This window comes from Variovorax sp. H27-G14 (genome assembly GCF_046156345.1).
GTDB lineage: Bacteria > Pseudomonadota > Gammaproteobacteria > Burkholderiales > Burkholderiaceae_C > Variovorax.
On record NZ_JAYLVN010000002.1, the window covers coordinates 54,863 to 74,200 of the forward strand.

Consider the following 19,338-nt stretch of genomic DNA (forward strand, 5'->3'; position numbering starts at 1 on the left):
GCGCCCTTGTTCTTACCTGGTGCGGGCGGGTCGCTTTTCCAGCAAAGGCGTGCTCGTACCCTGCACGCCCACCAGACCCAGCACCGTCACCAGCGAGTTCTGCGCACCCTTCCAGCCGTCTGTCACGTCGATCCATTCGCTCAGCGCATGGAAGCCGCCGGTCTTGCCGCCGCCGCCGATGATGATGGCCGGAATGCCCAGCGACATCGGCACGTTGGCGTCGGTGCTGGCACCGGTCAGCAGCGTCTTGTGGCCGAAGGCCGTATTCGATCGCGTGGCGGCCTCCACGATCACCGTGTCCGACTGCGTGCGGCCACCCGGGCGGTCGCCGATGAGCTTGGTGCTCACGCTCAGCGTGGTCACGCCCCAGCGCTTGTTTTCCTCGACCACGGCTTCGTCGATGGCAGCCAGGATCTTCTTTTCGGTTTCCAGCAGCGGCGCCATTTCGTCGGAGCGAATGTCCACCGCCATGCGCGCATCGGGCGCAATGGTGTTGACCGACGTGCCGCCGCCCACCGTGCCCACGGTGAACGTGGTCTTGGGGAAGGTCGGCGTGCGCACGTCGGCAATCTTGGCAATGGCGCGGCCCATGCCGTGGATGGCGCTGGGCACCTGGCCGAAGGCGCCGAAGCTGTGGCCGCCCGGGCCCTTGAAAGTGACCTCGTAGCGGTGCGAACCGGTGCCCAGCATCAGCACCGTGCCTTCGGGCGCGGGCTCCAGGCCGACCATGCCGTCGATGTCCAGGTTGTCGCGAAAAATCGCTTTCATGCCGCGCAGGTTGCCCAGCTCTTCCTCGCCCACGTTGCCCACGAACAGCAGGTCGCCCACGGTCTGCACCTTGTTGTCGTTCAGCACCTTGAGCCACGACAGCAGCACCGACAGGCCGCGCGTGTCGTCGGAGATGCCCGGCGCATACAGCTTGCCGTCGCGCTCCTTCACCTTCACGTCGGTGCCGGCGGGGAACACGGTGTCCAGGTGGGCGGAAATGAGCAGCTTGGGCCCGTTGCCCGTGCCCTTGCGCAGGCCGACCACATTGCCTTCGGCATCGATCTTCGCGTCGGTGAGGCCCAGGGCCTTCATGCGGGCCAGGAAGGCTTCCGCGCGCCTCTGTTCCTTGAAGGGCGGGGCTTCGATTTCGGTGAGCATCTTCAGGTCGTCGACCGAGCGCTCATGGTCTGCCTTCACCGCGTCCAGCAGCTTCTGGATGGCGGGCGAGGCCATCAGCTGCGTGTAGGCCTTGTCGACGTCGGGGCGCACCTGCGTGGGCGTGGCCGCAACGGAGCCGGTCTGGGCATGGGCAAGGCCGGTGGCGGATGCAATGGCAAGCACGAGCGGGGCAAGGCGAAGGAGCGCAGGGCGTGACATGGTGAGCGGGAGTCCTTGAGAGTGAAGCAGTGAAACCGTGAGACGAAAAAAGGCACGCCGCCTGGGCAGCGTCGTCAGCAATTCTTGCGAGTGTGCTAGCCGCCTGCTCTGGTTTAATCTTCGGCGTTGTCAGTTTTTCTAACGAACCAGCCTTTTCAGGCGCCTTCATGGCCACCATGCGCCGACACATTCCCAGCACGCGCGCGCTGCTGATCTTCGACGCCGTGGCGCGCCATCACGGCGTGGGCAAGGCCGCCGAAGAGCTGTGCCTCACGCACAGCGCGGTGAGCCAGCAGCTGCGGCTGCTCGAATCGCAGATTGGCGTGCGGCTGGTGCAGCGCACCGCACGCGGCAGCGAGCTCACCGAGGCCGGGCGGCGCTACCACGGGCAGATTGCCGGCGACTTGCTGCGCCTGCAGAACCACACGCTCGAAGCCATGGCGCAGCGCACCGACGGCCTGCGCCTGCTGGTGGGCGCGGTGCCGGTGCTGGCCGAAGGCTGGCTCATGCCGCGCCTGCCGCAGTTCATTGCGCGGCACCCCGGCTGCAGCCTGCACCTGCAGGTGTTCCCGACCAACCTCTACATGGAAGACATGCCCTTCGACGTGGGCGTGCAGTACGACGACGCGGTGTGGCCCGGTGCCAATGCGCAGGCGCTGATGGGCGAGTCTTGCGTGGCGGTGTGCGCGCCCAAAGCCAAGGGACGCGCGGCCATGGCGCGTGGCGACTTCCGCGCCGCGCCGCTGTTGCAGTTGCGCACCCGCATGGGCGCGTGGGAAGAATGGTTTGCGCAGACGGCGCACGCGCGCGCGCCGGAGAACCTGGTGGCGGGCCACCGCTTCGACCTGTTCTCCACGCTGGTGGCCGCGGTGCGTGCCGACCTGGGCGTGGGGCTGGTGCCCGCGTACTTCGTGGAGCGCGAACTGCGCACCGGCGAGCTGGTGCTGGCCTGCCCGCACAGGGCGCCGTCGAGCCGGGGCTACAGCGTGTTCGTGGCGCCCAGCCGCACCGACGACCCGCTGGTCGGCGCCTTCGTGGCGTGGCTGCGCGCTGCGGCGGCCTCGCCGCCGGTCTAGCCCGCGCGGCGGAACAGCAGCACGGAGTTGGTGCCGCCAAAGGCGAATGAATTGCTGACGGCGGCTTCGAGCGACGGCGCCGCGGTGTCGCCGGGCATCACCAGGTTCAGCGGGCACGCCGGGTCGACCTGCGTGCAGTGCGCATTCGGCGGCAGTTGCCGGCGGTGCAGTGCCAGCACGGTGATGAGCGCCTCGATGGCACCTGCCGCGCCCAGCATGTGGCCGTGCAGCGCCTTGGTGGAGCTCACGCGCAGGGCGTCGAAGTCGTCGCCCCACACATCGGCCAGCGCATTGCGCTCGACCACATCGCCGATGCGCGTGGCCGTGCCGTGCGCGTTGCAGTAGCCCACGTCGCGCGGGTGCAGGCCGGCCTGGCGCAGGGCGGCGCGCAGGGCGCGCGCCTGGCCCGGGGCGTCAGGCTTGGTGAGGTGGGTGGCGTCGCTGCTCAGGCCCCAACCAGCCAGCGTGGCGTAGCTGCGGGCGCCGCGCGCGCGGGCGCGCTCGACCGATTCGAGAATCAAAAAGGCCGCGCCTTCGCCCAGCGCAAAGCCGCTGCGGTCGGCCGCAAAGGGCCGCACCGCGCGGCCTGCTTCGCCGGGCTGGAAGGTGGCCAGCGTCTGCATGGCCTGCCAGGCCACGACCACGCCGGGCACGATCAGCGCCTCGCTGCCGCCGGCAATGGCCACATCGACCTCGCCGCGCTGCACCGCCTTGGCCGCTTCGGCGATGGCCGCCGCCGACGACGCGCAGGCCACGGAATAGGTGAGCACCGGGCCCTGCACGCCCTGGCGCATGGCCACGTGGGCGGCCGGCGCGTTGGGCATGAAGGCCGGAATGGTGAGGGGAGAGACGCGCCCGTTGCCGCGGTAGGCCGCCTCCAGCGCCGCCGCGCCGCCCATGCCGCAACCGGCGTAGACGCCCATGCGCTCGGGGTGGGTGTCGCCGGCGTTCAGGCCCGCGTCGCGCATCGCCTGGTCGGCGGCGGCCACGGCCAGTTGGCTCACACGGTCGACGCCCGCCAGTTGCAGCTTGGTGAACCAGCGGGTTTCGTCGAAGGCGACGGTGGCCGCAGCGGCGGGCTTGGGCAGGTCCGCAAACACCGGCTGAATGGCCGAGCGGCCTTGCAGCAAGGCTTCGAACAGCGCGCCAGGCTCGTCGCCGTGCGGCGCCACCACGCCCAGACCGGTGACGGCAACCTGGTGGTTCACGCCGTCTTCGCTGCGCGCACCTTGTCGACCAGCAACGCCAGCTCGGCCAGGGTGTCGATGCTTGCGTCTTCGTCGGGCATGGTGATGCCGAAATGGTCTTCGATGGCGAAGAGAAATTCAGCGAGGGCCAGCGAATCGAGTCCGCCGGTTTCCCGCATCGATGCATGCGGGTCGAGCTTGGACGGCTCTATGCCGTACTTCTCGTGAATCAGGTCCTGCAATTCCTTCAGCGAACTCATCGTGCGATGCCTGTCGTCATGTGCCGCCGATCGATTGCCACCCACGCGGGGTGTGCCATTGAATCGATCCCTTCCTCGTTCGGTCAGCGGTGAGTGTGATCAATGGTTGCCGATGATATCCGCTCTCAAACGAGGGATATCCCCTGGCTAACGCTTGCCCGGGCGCCAGCGCAACGAAGGGAATGCAAACGCCATGCCCAGCAGCGCGCCGGCCGCCACGTCGAGCACCACGTGCTGCTTGACCGCCAGCGTCGAATAGGCAATGGCGGCAAACCACAGCCAGTTCAGCACGCGCCATACGAGCGGCGTGCGCGCCTCGCGCAGCAGCTGCTCCACGCGAATGGCGGTGAAGATGGCCACGGCCACGTGCATCGAAGGGCAGGCGTTGCCCGCCGCGTCCACGCCCTGCAGCATCGCAAAGCCCGGGTAGGCCGACACATCGAGCGGCAGCGGCGGAATCTGGGTCGGCCAGAAATAGAAGATGCCCAGCCCGGTGACGCACAGCGCGCCGATCCACAGCCCGTAGACCACCAACTCCTTGAAGGTCAGCTGCAGCCCGGGCGCCACGCCCACGTACAGCCAGAGCGACAGGTACGCGCCCAGCGTGTAGGGCTGAAAGGCAATGAGGTGGTCCAGCGCCGTCAGCGGCATCTCCGTGACCGGAAAGGCCGGGTTGCGCAGCAGGTGGAAGTAGCCGATGAAGAAGATCCACGTGAACACCGTGGTGCCGACCGCCTTCAGCAGAAAGTGCCGGCGCATGCGCAGCCAGATGTCGGCGGTCCATGTCGGCGGCCGGGCGTCGGGCGCCATGTGCAGGGGAATCGGTGAGTGCATGTCGGTCGCCGATCTTGCCAGAGCGGCAAGACGCGCCACACGCATGGCCCCGCAGCTTCAGACGCAGCCCGGTCCGGTTCAGTCCGGCCCAGCCCCGTTTCAGCCCCGTTTCAGGCCGCAGCAGCGCGCTTGCGGTGCTGGAACGACGTGGGCGAGCGCCCCGTGGCCGCCTTGAACATCGCGCAGAACGCGCTGTCGGTGGCGTAGCCGCTGGCCGCGGCCACCTGGCTCACGGCCATGCCGCGCGCCAGCAGGGGCAGGGCATGCGCCATCACGGCCTGCTGGCGCCATTGCTGCCAGCTCATGCCGAGCTGGTCGCGAAACAGCCGGGCCACGGTGCGCTCGCTGGCGCCGATGGTGGCCGCGCGCTCGGCCAGCGTGGCGCGGTCGGCCGGGTTGCGCAGCAGCGCCTCGCACAGCAGGCGCAGGCGCTTGTCGGTGGGCAGCGGCACGTCGATGCGAATCTGCGTGGCGCGCTCCACCTCGTCGACCAGCAGCGGCGCAATCATGCGTTCGCGCTGCGGCGCATGCGGGTCGGCCGGCGGCAGGCCGTCGGGCGTGGTGTCCAGCGCGAGCATGAGCGCGCGCAGCAGCGGGCTGATCTCCAGCACCTCGCATTTTTCCCAGGTGGGCGCGATCCAGGCGTGCAGGTACACGGTGCGCAGCTCGGCGTCTTCGATCAGCGTGATGCTGTGCTGCATGTTGGCCGGCACCCACAGCGCGCGCGAGGGCGGCACGATGTAGCTGCCGTCCTGCGTGCTCAGGCGAATCACGCCGCGGGTGGAGAAGGTGAGCTGCGGCCACGGGTGCTCGTGCAGCTCGACCCGCGTGTCGGCGGTGAGAAAGTGCTCCTTGGCGCGCAAGGGGCGCACCGCGTCGGGGGCGTACAGGTGGGGCGTGAGCGGGCCGACGCTGTGGGCGGGGGCGGTAGCGGGTCCGCGCGCAATGCGCGGGGGCGGCTGAACGGCGGGGGGCACTGCTTGCACAGTGGGCACCGTGGGCACCGTGGGCAGGGCGTTTGGGCCGGTCGCGGAGGTGGGTGAGGCGTCGCTTGGCATGGTTTCGACAAATGTTGTCGCTGTATCGCCATTCTGCCGCGTCACCGGCGCATAGCATCGACGCCCGCACCGGTTTTTTGTAGCAATCCATGTCCTCTTCTTCCTCGTCCGCAGCCGCCCCCGCCACCACCTTGCGCACCGACGCCAAGCTGATCGGCCTGGTCGGTCTGGCCCACGCGGTCAGCCATTTCAGCCAGCTCATCCTGGCGCCGCTGTTCCCCTGGCTCAAGGACGCGTTCAACGTGAGCTACGTGGAGCTGGGCGCCGTGCTCACGGTGTTCTTCGTGGTCTCGTGCATGGTGCAGGCCGCCTCGGGCTTCATCGTCGACAAGCTGGGCCCGCGCCCGGTGCTGTTCGTGGGCCTGGGCGCGCTGGGGCTGGCGGCCTTCGGCTATGCCGCGGCGCAGAGCTACTGGATGCTGCTGGCGTGCGCGGTGGTCGGCGGCATTGGCAACGGCGTGTTCCACCCGGTCGACTACACCCTGTTCAACCGCAAGGTGGCGCCCACCCGGCTGGGCCATGCGTATAGCGTGCACGGCATCACCGGCAGCCTGGGCTGGGCGCTGGCGCCGGCCTTCGTGGTGCCGATTGCCATTGCCTTCTCATGGCGCGTGGCGCTGGCCTCGGCCGGCGCGGTGGCCATCGTGGTGCTGCTGGTGCTGTGGGTGTACCGCAGCGTGCTTTCGCTGGACGCGGCGGCGGTGCAAAAGGCCACGGGGCAGGGCGCGGGTGCCCCGGCCGGCGGCGGCGACTTCGACTTTCTGCGCATCCCGGCCGTGTGGATGTGCTTCGGCTTCTTCTTTTTCTATGCCGCGGTGATCAGCGTGGTGCAGACCTTTGCGCCGGTGGCCGCGGGCCACCTGCATGCGGTGCCGGTGGCGCTGGTGGCGATGTGCCTCACGGTCTACATGGTGGCCAGCGCGACCGGCATGGTGTTCGGCGGCTTCCTGGCCTCCGACCCGTCGCGTTGCGAGCGCATCGTGGGCGCGGGCTTCGGCATTGCGGCAATCCTGGCGCTGGTGCTGGCCTTTGCCGACTTTCCGCCGGTGCTGGTGCCGGTGCTGTTCGGCGCGATGGGTTTTGTGTCGGGCATCGCGGGGCCGTCGCGCGACCTGCTGGTGAAGAAGTCGACGCCGCCCAACGCCACCGGGCGCGTGTACGGCGTGGTGTACGCGGGGCTCGACATCGGCCAAGCCGTGGCGCCACTGGTGTTCGGCCGGCTGATGGACAGCGGCCAGTACACGAGCGTGATCGTCGGCCTGGCGCTGGTGCAGGGCGTGCTGATTGCGAGTGCGTTCAACGTGCGTCGCGTGCGCCGCACGGCGTTGGTGCCGGCAGCGGCTTGAGGTTGGTTTGAGCTGACGCGCGGGCGAGGGCGGGCGTCGGCGGCATCGGCAGTCATCGGCGGCATCGACGCCGTTGCACGGAGGCTGACCGACCCAGCCGGGAACCTTCCCGGCTGCGCGGCTTCCAATCGCGGGCTGGCCGACTGAGCCGGCTTTTTTTCTTCTGGAGCGTCCCCCCCGAAATGCGCATTTGAGCCTCCCCTGATTCGCCGCGATGCAAGGCTCTTGCATCGCCTCGCAACGAACTCATCGGAGGGCCGCGCATGGCTCATCGCAAGCACGCTCCGCGTCCGGCCTCAGGCCTGGGCGCTTCTCTTTCTTCTTCTCCGTCTTCGTCTTCATCTGGTTTCGCGCTGCGCCACGTCAGCCTCGTGCTGCCCGACGGCCGCTTGCTGTTCGACGACATCGACCAGACCTTCCCCGCGGGCCGCACCGGCCTGGTCGGGCGCAACGGCGCGGGCAAGACGCGCCTCATCGATCTGCTCGCAGGCCGAGCGGCACCCAGCGCCGGCGTGGTGCTGCGGCCGGCGCGATGGGCCGACGTGCCGCAGAACATCGCGTCGGCACCAGGCGCCACCGTGGCCGACCTGGCCGGTCTTGCGCAGCCGCAGGCGGCGCTGGCGCGCATAGCGGCGGGCAGCAGCGCACCCTCGGACTTCGACCTTGCCGACGGCCACTGGGACCTGCCCGCGCGCTTCGCCGCGGCGATGGACGCTGCGGGGCTCGCGCTGTCGCCGCACCGCCTGGCCGATGGCCTGAGCGGCGGCGAGCGCACGCGCGTGGCGCTGGTCGGCGCCTTCCTGTCGAGGGCAGACGCCTTGCTGCTCGACGAGCCCACCAATCACCTCGACACCGATGCCCGGCGCTGGCTGCGCGAGCAGCTCGCCGCCTGGCGCGGCACGGCCGTCATCGCGAGCCACGACCGCGAACTGCTCGACGGCATGGACCGCATCTTGGAAATCACACCGCAAGGCCGCCTGCGCAGCTGCACCGGTGACTGGACCACCTACAGCGCTTGGCGCGAACGCGAAGCCGCAGCCGCACAGACCCGCCTCGACCATGCGCGCACCGAACGCGCCAGCGCGCTGCGCGACCAGCGCAAGCAGCACGACGCGCAACAGCGCCGTGCCGCGCGCGGCGCCAGTTGGGCGCGCGGCGCCAACCTGAGCGGCCTGCATCTGGGCCGCCTGAAAGAAAACGCACAAGCCTTCGCGGGCCGGGAAAGCGAACGCAAGCGCGAGATCCGAGAAACGCTCGACAGCGCCGTGCGCCAAGCCGCGGCGCGGGTGAACGCGCCCCCGGCCATCGCGCTCGCGCTGCCCGCCTCGGCCGTGCCCGCCGGGCGCCGCGTGCTCTGGCTCGAGGAGGCCGTCCCGCCATGGCCGACCGATGCGCTGCCGTTGAGCATCAGCCTGCACGGGCCCGTGCGCATTGGCATGACGGGCCCGAACGGCTGCGGCAAGACCAGCGTGCTGCGCATGCTTGGGGGCAGGCTGGCGCCGCTGGCCGGTCGTTGCGAGGCGCCGTTGCGATCTGCATGGCTGGGCCAGGGCCACGGTCACGGCGCCGACGGTGCGGTGCAGCCAGACCGGTCCGTGCTGCAGCAACTGCATGCGCTGCATTCGCCGCTGTCCGAGGGCGAATTGCGCACCCGGCTCGCACTGCTCGGCCTCGACGCGGACGCGGTGTGCCGCCCCGCTGCGCAGCTCAGTGGCGGTGAGCGCCTGAAGGCCGCGCTGGCCTGCGCGCTGTGGGGCGGCGAGGCCGCGGAGATGCTGCTGCTCGACGAGCCGACGAACCACCTCGACATCGCCTCGGTGCTTGCGCTGGAGCAGGCATTGCAAGGCTTTCCGGGAGTCATCGTCGTCGCGTCGCACGATGCGCGGTTCCTTGCGGCGCTGCGACTTACGCATCGGCTGGCTGCGACGGGGAGCGGGTGGGCGTTGATCGATTTGCGATAACGGAAGCGGCGCCGCTGCAAAGCGGCATTGGAGGGCCGGCGGAATGTGCAATACGCCGGCCCTGCTCCGACCCGCAGAGTTTTATGGCTTTCGGGTGATCGGTGGAAGCAGTACACAAAATGCGGCTTCGATATCCTTCTTTTCAGGCTGTTTGCCTTTCAATGCGACTGCGAATTTCTCTATTCTTTTGTGCCCGGTGGTCAGTTGCATCATTTCTGCATCTCGTGAATTGTCGTAGACGATGATTCCGTCGAAGCCGTCATAGGCGTATTCGTCTACATAGCTTTTCAAGGCTTCGTTCAACAATTTCTTTTCTGGAATTTTGCCTTTCAAGAAAACATCTGCAACAAGAGCATTGCTGATTTTTGGCGGGCGCTTTTTCATGTATAGCAACGATGTCCCGGTAAACCAGCTGCCGTTGCAGCGGGTCGACCTGTCGCTTGCGAATGACGCAACTATTTTGTTGACTCGTTCGCCGTTGGCGGATGAATCCAGATTTACCCAGACGACGTGTGGGCCGCTGACCGATCCGGCGAGTACCGGGACGCTAAACAGAAAAGCTAGCCAAAAGGCAATTCGCTTCGATAATTCTGTTCTTTGGAGGTGCAAAATAAATGGCGAAAAAATTTCAAAGTAGAGGTATAGGTTTGTTTTTTGGTTTTTCATTTTTTATTCCCATTGCTTTATTGGTTTCATCGGCGTTTGCATGTTCAAGTCCATCATTGGCGAGATCTTTTTTGGCTTGCTCGTAGTAAGAAATCGGGATAAAATATCTCAGATAAGTGCGGCTGCCCTTATGCCTTGTTGTTTTTCCATTTTTATCTTTTTCCGTATGCGGAGCGGAAAGCGAAATGTCGAATGGTGAGAAATTTATTCGTTGATTTTGGTTTCCTCCGAGTACAACCAGCTCTTTTGATCCAGTTCTTGCGTATACAAAGCCGACGTGATTGCCATGGTTTGATCTTGAAGTAACCATCGCAATCGCGCCATATATTGGCTTGTCCAACTCAACGAACAAAGGATTTCTTATGGTGGGGTAAGCACTTTCCTTTTTGTCTTTCGGCCCGCTCACCTCATAGAACCCGTGTGCGCGCGCCTTTGCGATCTTGCGATTGGGATAGCTTGCGTTTTCAATTGGGTAATTGGCCTGCGCCAGGCACCAATTGACAAAAGCTGCGCACCAAGCATTGTTGCTTTCGTACAGGGACTTCAGGCCGTCATCAATTTCCACGTGGTAATTGATTTTTTCCTGCAGCGTCAGCTCGGTTTCTCCGCCTCTGAATTTTGCTTCTGCTATGGCAATAGGCATCCAGGGTGCCCGGCCGGGCGACGGATTGATCAGCGCCAGAACCTTGCCCGTTCCTTCCTTGGATCGCACCGAATTCGAAGGTTGAGTGCTTGACGGCGCAGGAGGTTTTGGCGGTGTTGCAGGAACGGGACGTTTTCTGGGAGCTTGAGTGGAAATTCCGGGCGTTGCTTTTGGCATTGAAGCTTCAGATTTCCCATGTGCATTGATGGATTTTTCATTTTCATTTCCGCCGATAAAAAGAACTTCACCAGGAAATATCCTGTCATCGCTCAAATCATTGGTATTCATGATCGCGGCCGTGCTCGTGCGATGAAGTTTGGCAATTTTCCATAGGCTGTCTCCGGGTTGAACCACATAGCGGATTTGGCTTTTTGAATTAAGGCTGGCGCTGTTGATTTTTTCCGACCCAGCCACGCCCTTCCATTTGTCGAATTTCGCTACCAAGTTCACATCCCTGCCAACGTCGCCTTGAATTTTTCCAACCGTCACCAACTCTTTGGTCTTGCTGTCCGCCACTTTGACATGCACGGCGCTTTTATCGGCGGGATGAATCACCGGCGCGAAACGTCCTGTGGCATCGGATTTGACGGTTTTTTGCTTGTCGCCAATCTGCAGAACAATTTCGGTATCAGGCAGAGGCTGAATTCCATTGGTTGCATTGATCGTGCTCACCGTCACCCATGTTTCCTTGCGGGTTGCAGTGCTCGCGTGGTAGCCCTCTATTTCTGCAATGCTGTCCATTGTTTTTTGCAGGTCCGACTCGCTGAAATCCTTGATTTTCTTGTCGGCGCCAATGCCACTCGTTCTGAGTAGGTCGGCGATGTATTTTTCTGTGTCGTTTTCTTTTTTTGGCGCGTAGAAGGGAATGGCTTGCGGAATGGTCAGCTCGCCATGCATTCTTTTAAGATTTGCCTTCAACTCAGCGCGACCTGAATCCACATCCGGGAAAATAAGAAATGTTCTTGCAGATCTGGTGGTCGCAAATCCGATGTAGCCTTTTGCTTTTTTGGGCGCCGCTACACCGCCTTCCATTCGCGCAGTCAAATCTCCCGGGTTGTTTATTCGCCATGGCAGAGTACCGCCAGAGCGCAGAAGGTGTCGCCCATCGTCGCAAATGAATTCGGCGACTTCGATGTTCGGGTGGTAGGTTGCAGATATCAGTTTTGGCATGTTCATGTGAGGCGCTCAGGCAAGCCCGTTCAAATGAGATTCCACCGCCGATTCAGAAAGAAAACGGGTGGCACTGGCGTGAACTGGCAGGCTGTACCTGGTGCTGTCGATTTCTGACCACCTCGATTTCGAATCGCTGACCTCGAATTCGCCGTTGTCCATTTCGACGAGATCGGCCGACTCGGCCTCATCGGCGTCTGTGTGCACCATTTGCGCTGTCGGCGCCGGGCACCATGCCCACGTCTCCTCTCCCACGATCAGCGTGGCCTCGTCAGGTGTCGAAAAGACGACCCGCGGCAGCCGCCCGCTGGCTGGAATGACGCCTTCTGCCCGCACGGCATTGCGCTCGTCCAGGATCCGGTACGGCAAGCCGACCATGTCCGCGTGCTTGAAGATGTCGTCGCTGCCGAGGGGCGCGAAGCGAACGCTGTACCGGTCGTCGTCGCTGACGCCCTGCATCCGCACAACTTTGTCCATGTTCATCGGGCCGACCAGGCTGTGCGACGCGGCGTGTTCGCGCCACATGCCGCTGGTGCCGTGGACGATGCCCGCGGCATTCCACTTTGTGAAGCTGCTTCCCCCGTTGATCAGGATCTCGTCCTTGGCCGTGATGCTGATCCGGTCGGCCTCCAACTTGATGTCGAGCCTGGCCAGGAGGTTGATGCTGTTCTGAAGCGCAACGATATCGATGCCTGCCGTGGCGGCAGTCAGGCGAACGGCCTTGTAGGCGAAGAGACGCACGGCCTCCTTGGCGCTCACCAGAAAGCTCTTGCCTGCGCTGAGGCTGGTGTGGCCGCCGCTGCTGAGCGCGGTGTGCGCGATGCTCGCGATGTGCGTGGTCGTTCCAGCGGTGCTGTGAATGCCTGTGGCACTGGACAGCACCAGGTGCGGTTCGTCGAGCTCCGGAAACGGGGCGCCGCGTTCGTGGCCAGCACGGCCCCTGATGGTGTCGTTCTGCTGCGCCAGAACCTTCGTGACCGCGTCCTGGTCGCCTGCTTCGTGCGCTTTGGCCTCTTGCGCAGTTCGACTTTGGTGTTCGTGCAGATCGTGTGCGGCCGCAAGTCGCGCAAGGGTTTCTCCCATGTCGGTGATGTGCGCCCGCGCATCGGGCCGGGCCTCGGTGGTGACCAGCAGGCCTTTGGCGGCGCGGATTGCACCGTGGCCGTCGGTGCGCAGTTCGACACCCTGGCCCCGGTCGTCCTTGCGGCCCGACGTGCCGTCGATTCGCCCGATGTGCCCAAGGCTCAGGCTGCTGCTTTGGTGATCGCTCTTGAGTTGCGCCTGAATCTTGGCGGGATGGTCGTCCAGGGTGAGGTGGTTGCCTCTTGCCGTCGGGTTGCTGCCATCCGCACTCAGCTCGCGGCTGCGAAAGCCCGAGAGGTTCTGCTGACCGGGCAACTGCCTCGGCGGCATGTTCAGCCGGTTGTAGACACGCCCGGTGACGATGGGGCGATCGGGGTCGCCGTTCTCGAAATCGACGATCACCTCCTGTCCGATGCGCGGAACGTGCATGCCGCCGAACTGACTGCCGGCCCACGAGGAGGCCACGCGGATCCAGCAGGAGGCGTTCTCGTCCTTGGTGCAATAGCGGTTCCAGTGAAAACTGACCTTGATGCGACCGTATTCGTCGGTCCAGATGTCCTGGCCGGCCGGGCCGGTGACGATGGCAGTCTGCGGCCCCATCGTGCGGGGTTTGGGTTGCGTCTGCGGCAAGCGAAAGATGTTGTCGGCGGGTTGGACGTCGAAGTCGCAGTGGCAGGCGTAGCTGTCTTGGCCGCTTGCATGGCCGCTTTCGTGCAGTCGCAGCGTGCTTGCAATGACCAGGTAGTCGAGATTGGCCACGTCCTGCGGACACCCAAACAGCGAGAAGGTGCACCCCGTGACGACCGCGCGCAGGTTGCCGCTTCCCCGGCCGCGGCTGCCTGGTGCGCCGGTGGCCTCCATGCGTGTGCGCGCCAGATCCCGGCCCTCATCGGGCTCGCAGAAATCGCCCGGCCACTTGTAGAGCTCCAGTGTGCAGTTGCCGGTGTTGCGCGGCATTCTGGCGATTTGCCGGAGCCTGGCTCGCGGCTGCGTGAAGTCGAAGTCGTCGGTGACCCATTGGCCGGACGCCAGGTTCTCGATGCTGCTGAACGCGTGGCAGTGCTCCTCGTCGGTCCGGCGGCCCGGCGGGTGGTAGCGAATGGCCTGGTAGGCCTTGCTCTCGAAAGGCCTGTGCGCCCCGGCGTCGTCCACAAGCACCAGCCTGTGGGCGCCATGCCTGTGCTCGAAGAAATAGTAGATTCCGAACTCCTGCATCAACCGGGTGATGAAATCGAAATCCGTTTCGCCGTACTGGACCTGGAAGGTGCGCAGGGGGTAGCGATGGGTGATGCGTTTTTCCGTGGGGAAGCTGTAGTCGGCCAGCACCTCTTCGATGATCTCGAAGGGGGTCTTGTTCTGGAAGATCCTGTAGTCGCTGGTGTGCGTGGCCAGAATCAACCAGGGGCGCAGAACGATTTCGTAGATGCCTCGCCGGTCTTCCGAGCGCAAGAAGCGCGCGCTGGTCACAAGGCCGTTCAGCTCCCGTGTGCCCGCCCCCGTGCGCGCAGCGACGCCAGAGCCCTTGCCGTCGAGTTCGATGCGAATGCTGAACTCCTTGCCGACCAGTTGCTTGACCGGCACGTTGGCAGTCACCACTTCGGTGAGCAGCGGGCTCTCGGGCGTTTGCAGCTGCACGGTGTAGTCGAAGAGCTGCCCCAGGGCCTCGCTGCCTTCGAGGGACTTGAACGCCAGCGCCGGGGCGCCCAGCAGGCTGGGCATGGCGACGCTGCCAACGCAGACGGTTCGTGAGACGGTGAAGATGGAAGACATGCACGGGACCTTGACGAGTGATCGGTCAAAAAGTCTGATGCACGCCTTGCATGCACTGTTGCAAACAATGGTCGCCCGGGCGAATGCCGGCGCCAAACCCCACAAGAGTGCGAATTAGTTTGCGGCGTTCGTCTGGCGTGGGCGTCGGATGCGCAACCGCGGGCAGTGCTTGCCCGCCGTGAAGCCGCGCTGGCGCTACGGGGCTACCGCGGCAAGGCCAGCGCGAACGGCAAGCTCACCACCCCCAGCAAGGTCGACAGCGTCACCAGCCCCGCCACATACGGCCCGTTGTAGCCCATGCGCGCAGCCAGCACATAGGCGCTCGACGCTGTCGGCACGGCCGAGAAAGCCATCAGCACCGCCGCCTGCGTGGCGTCCAGCCGCAGCGCGTGCACCAGGCCCCACGCCACCAGCGGCGATAACAGGTGCCGTATCGACAGCACCGACACCGCCAGCACCTTGCCCGTGCCCAGCGTCGAAAACTTCATGCCCGCGCCAGCCGCCAGCAGGCCCAGCGCCAGCGATGCGGCGCCGATGCGCGTGAGCGTGGGCGTGGCCCAGGTCGGCACGGTGAGGCCCAGCACATTGGCCAGCAGCCCCGCCAATGTCGCCACGATCAGCGGGTTGCGCACCAGCTGGCGCATGAAGCCGGTCTGCGCATGCCGCGTCATCGGCCACACGGCCGCGATGTTGAAGATCGGCACGCACACGCCGATCAGCACCGCAATGAGCAGCAGGCCTTCGGCCCCGGCCAGCCGCTCGGCCAGCGCCAGGCATATGAAGGAGTTGAAGCGAAACGCAATCTGCGTGCTGGCCGCGTGGTCGCGCCGGTCGATGTGCGATCGCAGGCCGGGAACAAAGGGCAGGGCGTAGGCCGTCGCAATGCCGAAGGCGCCAATGCACAGGCCGGCCGTGAGCAGGTTCGACGTGGCGCCAAAGTCGAGCGGGCTGCGAACGATCGAATGAAACAGCAGCACCGGAAAAAGAAAGTAGTAAACCAGGCTCTCCACCTGGTCCCACACACGGCGGTCCAGCGCGGTGTAGCGGCACAGCAGCCAGCCGATGGCAATGAGGGAGAAGTCGGGGAAAAGCAGCTGGGCGTAGTTCACCGCTTCGAGGATAAACCGGGCAGACCGTGGGTATTCCACAGCACGTGCACGATGGCCGAACCGCTAGCATCCGGGCTTCGTTTTTTCAGACATCCGTCTATACCAAGGAGATATCGATGCAACGTCGTCAATGGAGCGCGCTGGTGGGGGCCGCCGCGCTGGTCACGGTCGCAGGCCAGAGCTTTGCCCAGGGCTATCCGAACAAGCCCGTCGAGCTGAGCGTGCCTTTCGCACCCGGTGGCACGACGGACATCGTGGCGCGCGTCATCTCCGACCCGCTGGGCAAGGTGCTGGGCCAGCCGGTGGTGGTGATCAACCGCGCCGGTGGCGGCGGCATTGTGGGCGCGGCCGAAACCGCACGCGCCACGCCGGACGGCTACAAGCTCGGCATTGCCACGGTGTCGAGCACGGCGGCCAACCCGGCCATCAACCCGAAGACGCCGTACGACCCGATCAACGACTTCACGCCCATCATCAACATTGCGGCCACGCCCAACATCATTGCGGTGAACCCGAGCTTTCCGGCCAAGAACTACGCGGAGTTCGTGGCGGAGCTGAAGAAGAACCCGGGCAAGTATTCGTATGCCTCGTCGGGCACGGGCGGCATCGGCCACCTGCTGATGGAGCTGTACAAGAGCCTGACCAACACCTTCGTCACGCACATTCCGTACCGCGGCGCGGGCCCGGCGCTGAACGACGTGGTGGCCGGCCAGGTGCCGATCATCTTCGACAACATTCCCTCGGCCATGCCCTTCATCACCAGCGGCCGGCTGATTCCCATCGTGGTGTCGGCGCCCCAGCGCCTGGCCGCGCTGCCAAATGTGCCCACCTTCAAGGAAGTTGGGCTGGAGCCGGTGAACCGCATGGCGTACTACGGCATCCTGGGCCCCAAGGGCCTGCCGAAGGAAGTGGTCGAGAAGATCAGCGCCGGCGTGAAGAAGGCCGTGGAAGAGCCGGCGGTGCGCAAGCGCATCGAGGACACCGGCTCGCTCATCGTGGCCAACACGCCCGAGCAGTTCTCCGCGCAGATCAAGGCCGAGTACGAGGTCTACAAAGACGTCGTGAAGAAGCAGAACCTCAAGCTCGACTGAGCGTTCTTTCGCCCCCTGAAAAAAGCCGCCCGCATGCCGGGCGGCTTTTCTTTTTGCTTTTTCTTTTGTTATCTTGCAGCGCATGACAGAGGCCGCCACGCAGACACCCGATATCGACGATTTCATCGACGCCCTCTGGCTGGAGGACGGGCTCTCGAAGAACACGCTGGCCGCCTACCGGCGCGACCTGGCGCTGTTTGCCCAGTGGCTGCGCGCCCAGCGCGAAGGCGCCGTGCTAAGCGCCGCGCGGGAGACCGACGTGCAGGCCTACATGGGCGCGCGCCTGTCGGACAAGGGCAAGGCCACCTCGGCCAACCGCCGGCTCACCGTGTTCAAGCGCTACTACCGCTGGGCGCTGCGCGAGCGTCGCGTGGTGGCCGACCCGACCATTCGCCTGATGCCCGCGCGGCAGATGCCGCGCGCCGTGAAGACGCTGTCGGAGAAGCAGGTCGACGACCTGCTCGGCGCGCCCGACGTCGAGACACCGTTGGGCCTGCGCGACCGCGCCATGCTGGAGCTGATGTACGCCAGCGGGCTGCGCGTGAGCGAGCTGGTGGCGCTCAAGGCCATCGACATGAGCCTGAACGACGGCGTGCTGCGCGTGCTGGGCAAGGGCAACAAGGAGCGGCTGGTGCCGTTCGGCGGCGAGGCGCGGCGCTGGATCGAGCGCTACATCGACGAGTCGCGCCCTGCCATCCTGGACGGCCAGCAAACGCCCGACCTGTTCGTGACCGCGCGCGGCGCTGGCATGACGCGCGTGATGTTCTGGATCATTGTGAAGAAGCATGCGGCCACCGCCGGCATTCATGTGCCGCTGTCGCCGCACACGCTGCGCCACGCTTTCGCCACGCACCTGCTGAACCACGGCGTCGACCTGCGCGCGGTGCAGCTGCTGCTGGGGCATGCCGACATCTCGACGACCACCATCTACACGCACGTGGCGCGGGAGCGCCTGAAGCAGTTGCATGCCAAGCACCACCCCCGCGGGTGAGCCGCAGGAATCCTGTCGCATCGGCTGTGCCGGCTGGAGCCTGCCACGCGCGCTGTGGGGCGAGTTCCAGGCCGAAGGCTCGCACCTCGAGCGCTATGCGCGGGGCTTTGGTGCGGTCGAGATCGACACATCTTTCCATCGGCCGCACCGGCGCGAAACCTACGAGCGGTGGGCGGCCGGCACGCCCGCGGGGTTCCGCTTTGCCGTCAAGTTGCCGAAGGTCGTCACGCATGAGCGGCGGCTGGTCGATACAACGCTGCCGCTCGAAGAATTTCTTGCGCAGGTCGGGGGGCTCGGCGACAGGCTCGGCGTGCTGGTGGTGCAGTTGCCTCCCAGCCTGGCGTTCGACGCGGCCGTGCTGCGCCGCTTCCTCGCGGCGTTGAGGCGCCGGCATGCAGGCGCGGTGGCGCTGGAGCCGCGGCATCGCAGCTGGTTCACGCCGCAGGCGGACGCATTGCTGGCGGGTTTCGAGGTGGCGCGCGTGCTGGCCGACCCGGTGCTGTTCGACGACGCTGCGGCGCCCGGCGGCTGGCCGGGCCTGGTCTACCTGCGGCTGCACGGCTCGCCGCGCCGCTATTGGTCGGCCTACGACGACGCGCTGCTCGAGCGGCTCGCGCAGCGGCTGCGGCTTGCCAAGGAGGAGGGCGCGCAGTGCTGGTGCATCTTCGACAACACGGCCGGCGGCGAGGCGGTCGGCAACGCGCTGACGCTGGAGCGCCTCCTGCAAAATCGATGACCGATCCGAGGAGACACAACATGAAATTCGACAGACTTTGCGCCGGCGTAGCTTTGGCCGCCGTCACCGGCCTTGCCGCCGCCCAGGGCTTCCCGAGTGCCAAGCCCATTCGCCTGATCGTCGGCTACCCGCCCGGTGGCGGCATCGACTTTGCCGCGCGCACCGTGCAACTGCCGCTGCAGGAGGCGCTCAAGCAGCAACTGGTGGTCGACTACAAGCCCGGTGCCAGCGGCATGATTGCCGCCACCGAGCTCACGCGCCAGCCGGCCGACGGCTACACGCTGCTGCTGGCCAACACCGGGCCATTCGCCATTGCGCCGTACCTGCAGAGCAAGCCGCCGTACGACCCGATCAAGCAGTTCACGTACATCGGCCAGATCAGCCAGGGCAGCTACATCGCGGTGACGCGGCCGGACCATCCCGCGAAGAACCTGAAAGAGTTCGTGGCGTGGGCCAAGGGGCAGCCGGGCAAGGTGAACTTTGCGTCGGGCGGCAACGGCACCTCGACCCATCTGAACGGCGAGCTGATGAACCAGGTGACGGGCCTGGACATGACGCACGTGCCCTACAAGGGCAGCGCGCCCGCGGTGCAAGACCTGCTGGGCGGGCAGACGCAGATCCTCATCGACGCGGGCAGCGTGCTGCTGCCGCAGGTGAAGGGCGGCAAGCTGAAGGCGCTGGCCGTCACCGGCCCGGTGCGCGACCCGCAACTGCCCGACGTGCCGACCGTGAAGGAGCTGGGGCTCGCGGGCATGGAGGCGGTCGGCTTTCAGGGCCTGGTCGGGCCGGCGAACATGCCGAAGGACGTGGTCGACAGGCTGTCTGGCGAACTGGCCAAGGCGCTGGCGCAACCCGACATCAAGGCCAAGTTTGCAGCCGCGGGCGCGGAGGTGCATTCGCTCGGCCCGGTGGAGTTCGCGGCCTTCGTCAAGGCGGACAATGAGAAATGGTCCAGGCTCATTCGCGAGCGCAAGCTGCAGCTGGACTGACCC

Annotated in this window: 16 protein-coding genes; 7 read left to right on the forward strand and 9 right to left on the reverse strand. The window is 65.6% G+C overall.

The annotated features are described in order from the left end of the window. Positions 1 to 12: 12 nt before the first annotated feature. Positions 13 to 1,365 carry a M20/M25/M40 family metallo-hydrolase gene (locus VLK31_RS05730; RefSeq protein WP_409167424.1) on the reverse strand — a complete coding sequence of 451 codons (1,353 nt, stop codon included), beginning with the start codon at positions 1,363 to 1,365 and terminating at the stop codon, positions 13 to 15. Between the two features lie 176 nt (positions 1,366 to 1,541). Between VLK31_RS05730 and VLK31_RS05735 the strand changes: the two genes are divergently transcribed. Beyond that, entirely contained in the window at positions 1,542 to 2,441 is a 900-nt protein-coding gene (locus VLK31_RS05735; RefSeq protein ID WP_409168027.1) for a LysR substrate-binding domain-containing protein, read from the forward strand. Here the strand turns inward: VLK31_RS05735 and VLK31_RS05740 are convergent. From VLK31_RS05740 to VLK31_RS05755, 4 genes are all read right to left on the reverse strand, one after another. Next, positions 2,438 to 3,649: a beta-ketoacyl-[acyl-carrier-protein] synthase family protein gene (locus VLK31_RS05740; protein ID WP_409167425.1), complete on the reverse strand. Its 1,212-nt coding sequence runs from the start codon at positions 3,647 to 3,649 to the stop codon at positions 2,438 to 2,440. The two genes, VLK31_RS05735 and VLK31_RS05740, sit on opposite strands and share 4 nt — an antisense overlap. Further along, the gene (locus VLK31_RS05745; RefSeq protein ID WP_007830850.1) at positions 3,646 to 3,888 is read right to left on the reverse strand and encodes an acyl carrier protein; all 243 of its coding nucleotides are present in this window, start codon (positions 3,886 to 3,888) and stop codon (positions 3,646 to 3,648) included. Before VLK31_RS05745 ends, VLK31_RS05740 begins: the two co-directional genes overlap by 4 nt. 147 nt (positions 3,889 to 4,035) lie before the next feature. Continuing rightward, positions 4,036 to 4,722, reverse strand: a complete 687-nt coding sequence (locus VLK31_RS05750) for a phosphatase PAP2 family protein (protein WP_409167426.1) — start codon at positions 4,720 to 4,722, stop codon at positions 4,036 to 4,038. Positions 4,723 to 4,832: 110 nt separating this feature from the next. Beyond that, a complete protein-coding gene (locus tag VLK31_RS05755; protein ID WP_409168028.1) occupies positions 4,833 to 5,699 on the reverse strand; it encodes an AraC family transcriptional regulator in 867 nt (288 codons plus the stop codon). Between the two features lie 170 nt (positions 5,700 to 5,869). Between VLK31_RS05755 and VLK31_RS05760 the strand changes: the two genes are divergently transcribed. Together VLK31_RS05760 and VLK31_RS05765 are read left to right on the forward strand one after the other, a co-directional pair. Continuing rightward, positions 5,870 to 7,126, forward strand: a complete 1,257-nt coding sequence (locus VLK31_RS05760) for an MFS transporter (protein WP_409167427.1) — start codon at positions 5,870 to 5,872, stop codon at positions 7,124 to 7,126. Between the two features lie 263 nt (positions 7,127 to 7,389). Beyond that, positions 7,390 to 9,087 (forward strand): ATP-binding cassette domain-containing protein, encoded by a 1,698-nt coding sequence (locus tag VLK31_RS05765; protein WP_409167428.1) that lies wholly within the window; start codon positions 7,390 to 7,392, stop codon positions 9,085 to 9,087. Between the two features lie 81 nt (positions 9,088 to 9,168). On the opposite strand, the gene VLK31_RS05770 is transcribed toward VLK31_RS05765, so the two are convergent. The 4 genes from VLK31_RS05770 to VLK31_RS05785 form a co-directional block, all read right to left on the reverse strand. After that, a complete protein-coding gene (locus VLK31_RS05770; protein ID WP_409167429.1) occupies positions 9,169 to 9,753 on the reverse strand; it encodes a hypothetical protein in 585 nt (194 codons plus the stop codon). Continuing rightward, on the reverse strand, positions 9,716 to 11,572 hold the full coding sequence (locus VLK31_RS05775) for a LysM peptidoglycan-binding domain-containing protein (RefSeq protein ID WP_409167430.1): 1,857 nt from the start codon (positions 11,570 to 11,572) through the stop codon (positions 9,716 to 9,718). The genes VLK31_RS05770 and VLK31_RS05775 overlap by 38 nt, the downstream gene beginning before the upstream one ends. Before the next feature lie 9 nt (positions 11,573 to 11,581). Further along, positions 11,582 to 14,419 (reverse strand): type VI secretion system Vgr family protein, encoded by a 2,838-nt coding sequence (locus VLK31_RS05780; RefSeq protein ID WP_409167431.1) that lies wholly within the window; start codon positions 14,417 to 14,419, stop codon positions 11,582 to 11,584. A 203-nt stretch (positions 14,420 to 14,622) separates the two neighbouring features. Continuing rightward, positions 14,623 to 15,528, reverse strand: coding sequence for an AEC family transporter (locus VLK31_RS05785; RefSeq protein WP_409167432.1), 906 nt, complete (start codon positions 15,526 to 15,528; stop codon positions 14,623 to 14,625). A gap of 116 nt (positions 15,529 to 15,644) precedes the next feature. Between VLK31_RS05785 and VLK31_RS05790 the strand changes: the two genes are divergently transcribed. The 4 genes from VLK31_RS05790 (at position 15,645) to VLK31_RS05805 (ending at position 19,335) form a co-directional block, all read left to right on the forward strand. Beyond that, a complete protein-coding gene (locus tag VLK31_RS05790; RefSeq protein WP_409167433.1) occupies positions 15,645 to 16,619 on the forward strand; it encodes a tripartite tricarboxylate transporter substrate binding protein BugE in 975 nt (324 codons plus the stop codon). A gap of 82 nt (positions 16,620 to 16,701) precedes the next feature. Then, positions 16,702 to 17,610 (forward strand): site-specific tyrosine recombinase XerD, encoded by a 909-nt coding sequence (xerD, locus tag VLK31_RS05795; protein ID WP_409167434.1) that lies wholly within the window; start codon positions 16,702 to 16,704, stop codon positions 17,608 to 17,610. Then, on the forward strand, positions 17,585 to 18,346 hold the full coding sequence (locus tag VLK31_RS05800; protein WP_409167435.1) for a DUF72 domain-containing protein: 762 nt from the start codon (positions 17,585 to 17,587) through the stop codon (positions 18,344 to 18,346). The genes xerD and VLK31_RS05800 overlap by 26 nt, the downstream gene beginning before the upstream one ends. Before the next feature lie 20 nt (positions 18,347 to 18,366). Next, positions 18,367 to 19,335 (forward strand): Bug family tripartite tricarboxylate transporter substrate binding protein, encoded by a 969-nt coding sequence (locus VLK31_RS05805; RefSeq protein WP_409167436.1) that lies wholly within the window; start codon positions 18,367 to 18,369, stop codon positions 19,333 to 19,335. The last annotated feature ends 3 nt before the right edge of the window (positions 19,336 to 19,338 follow it).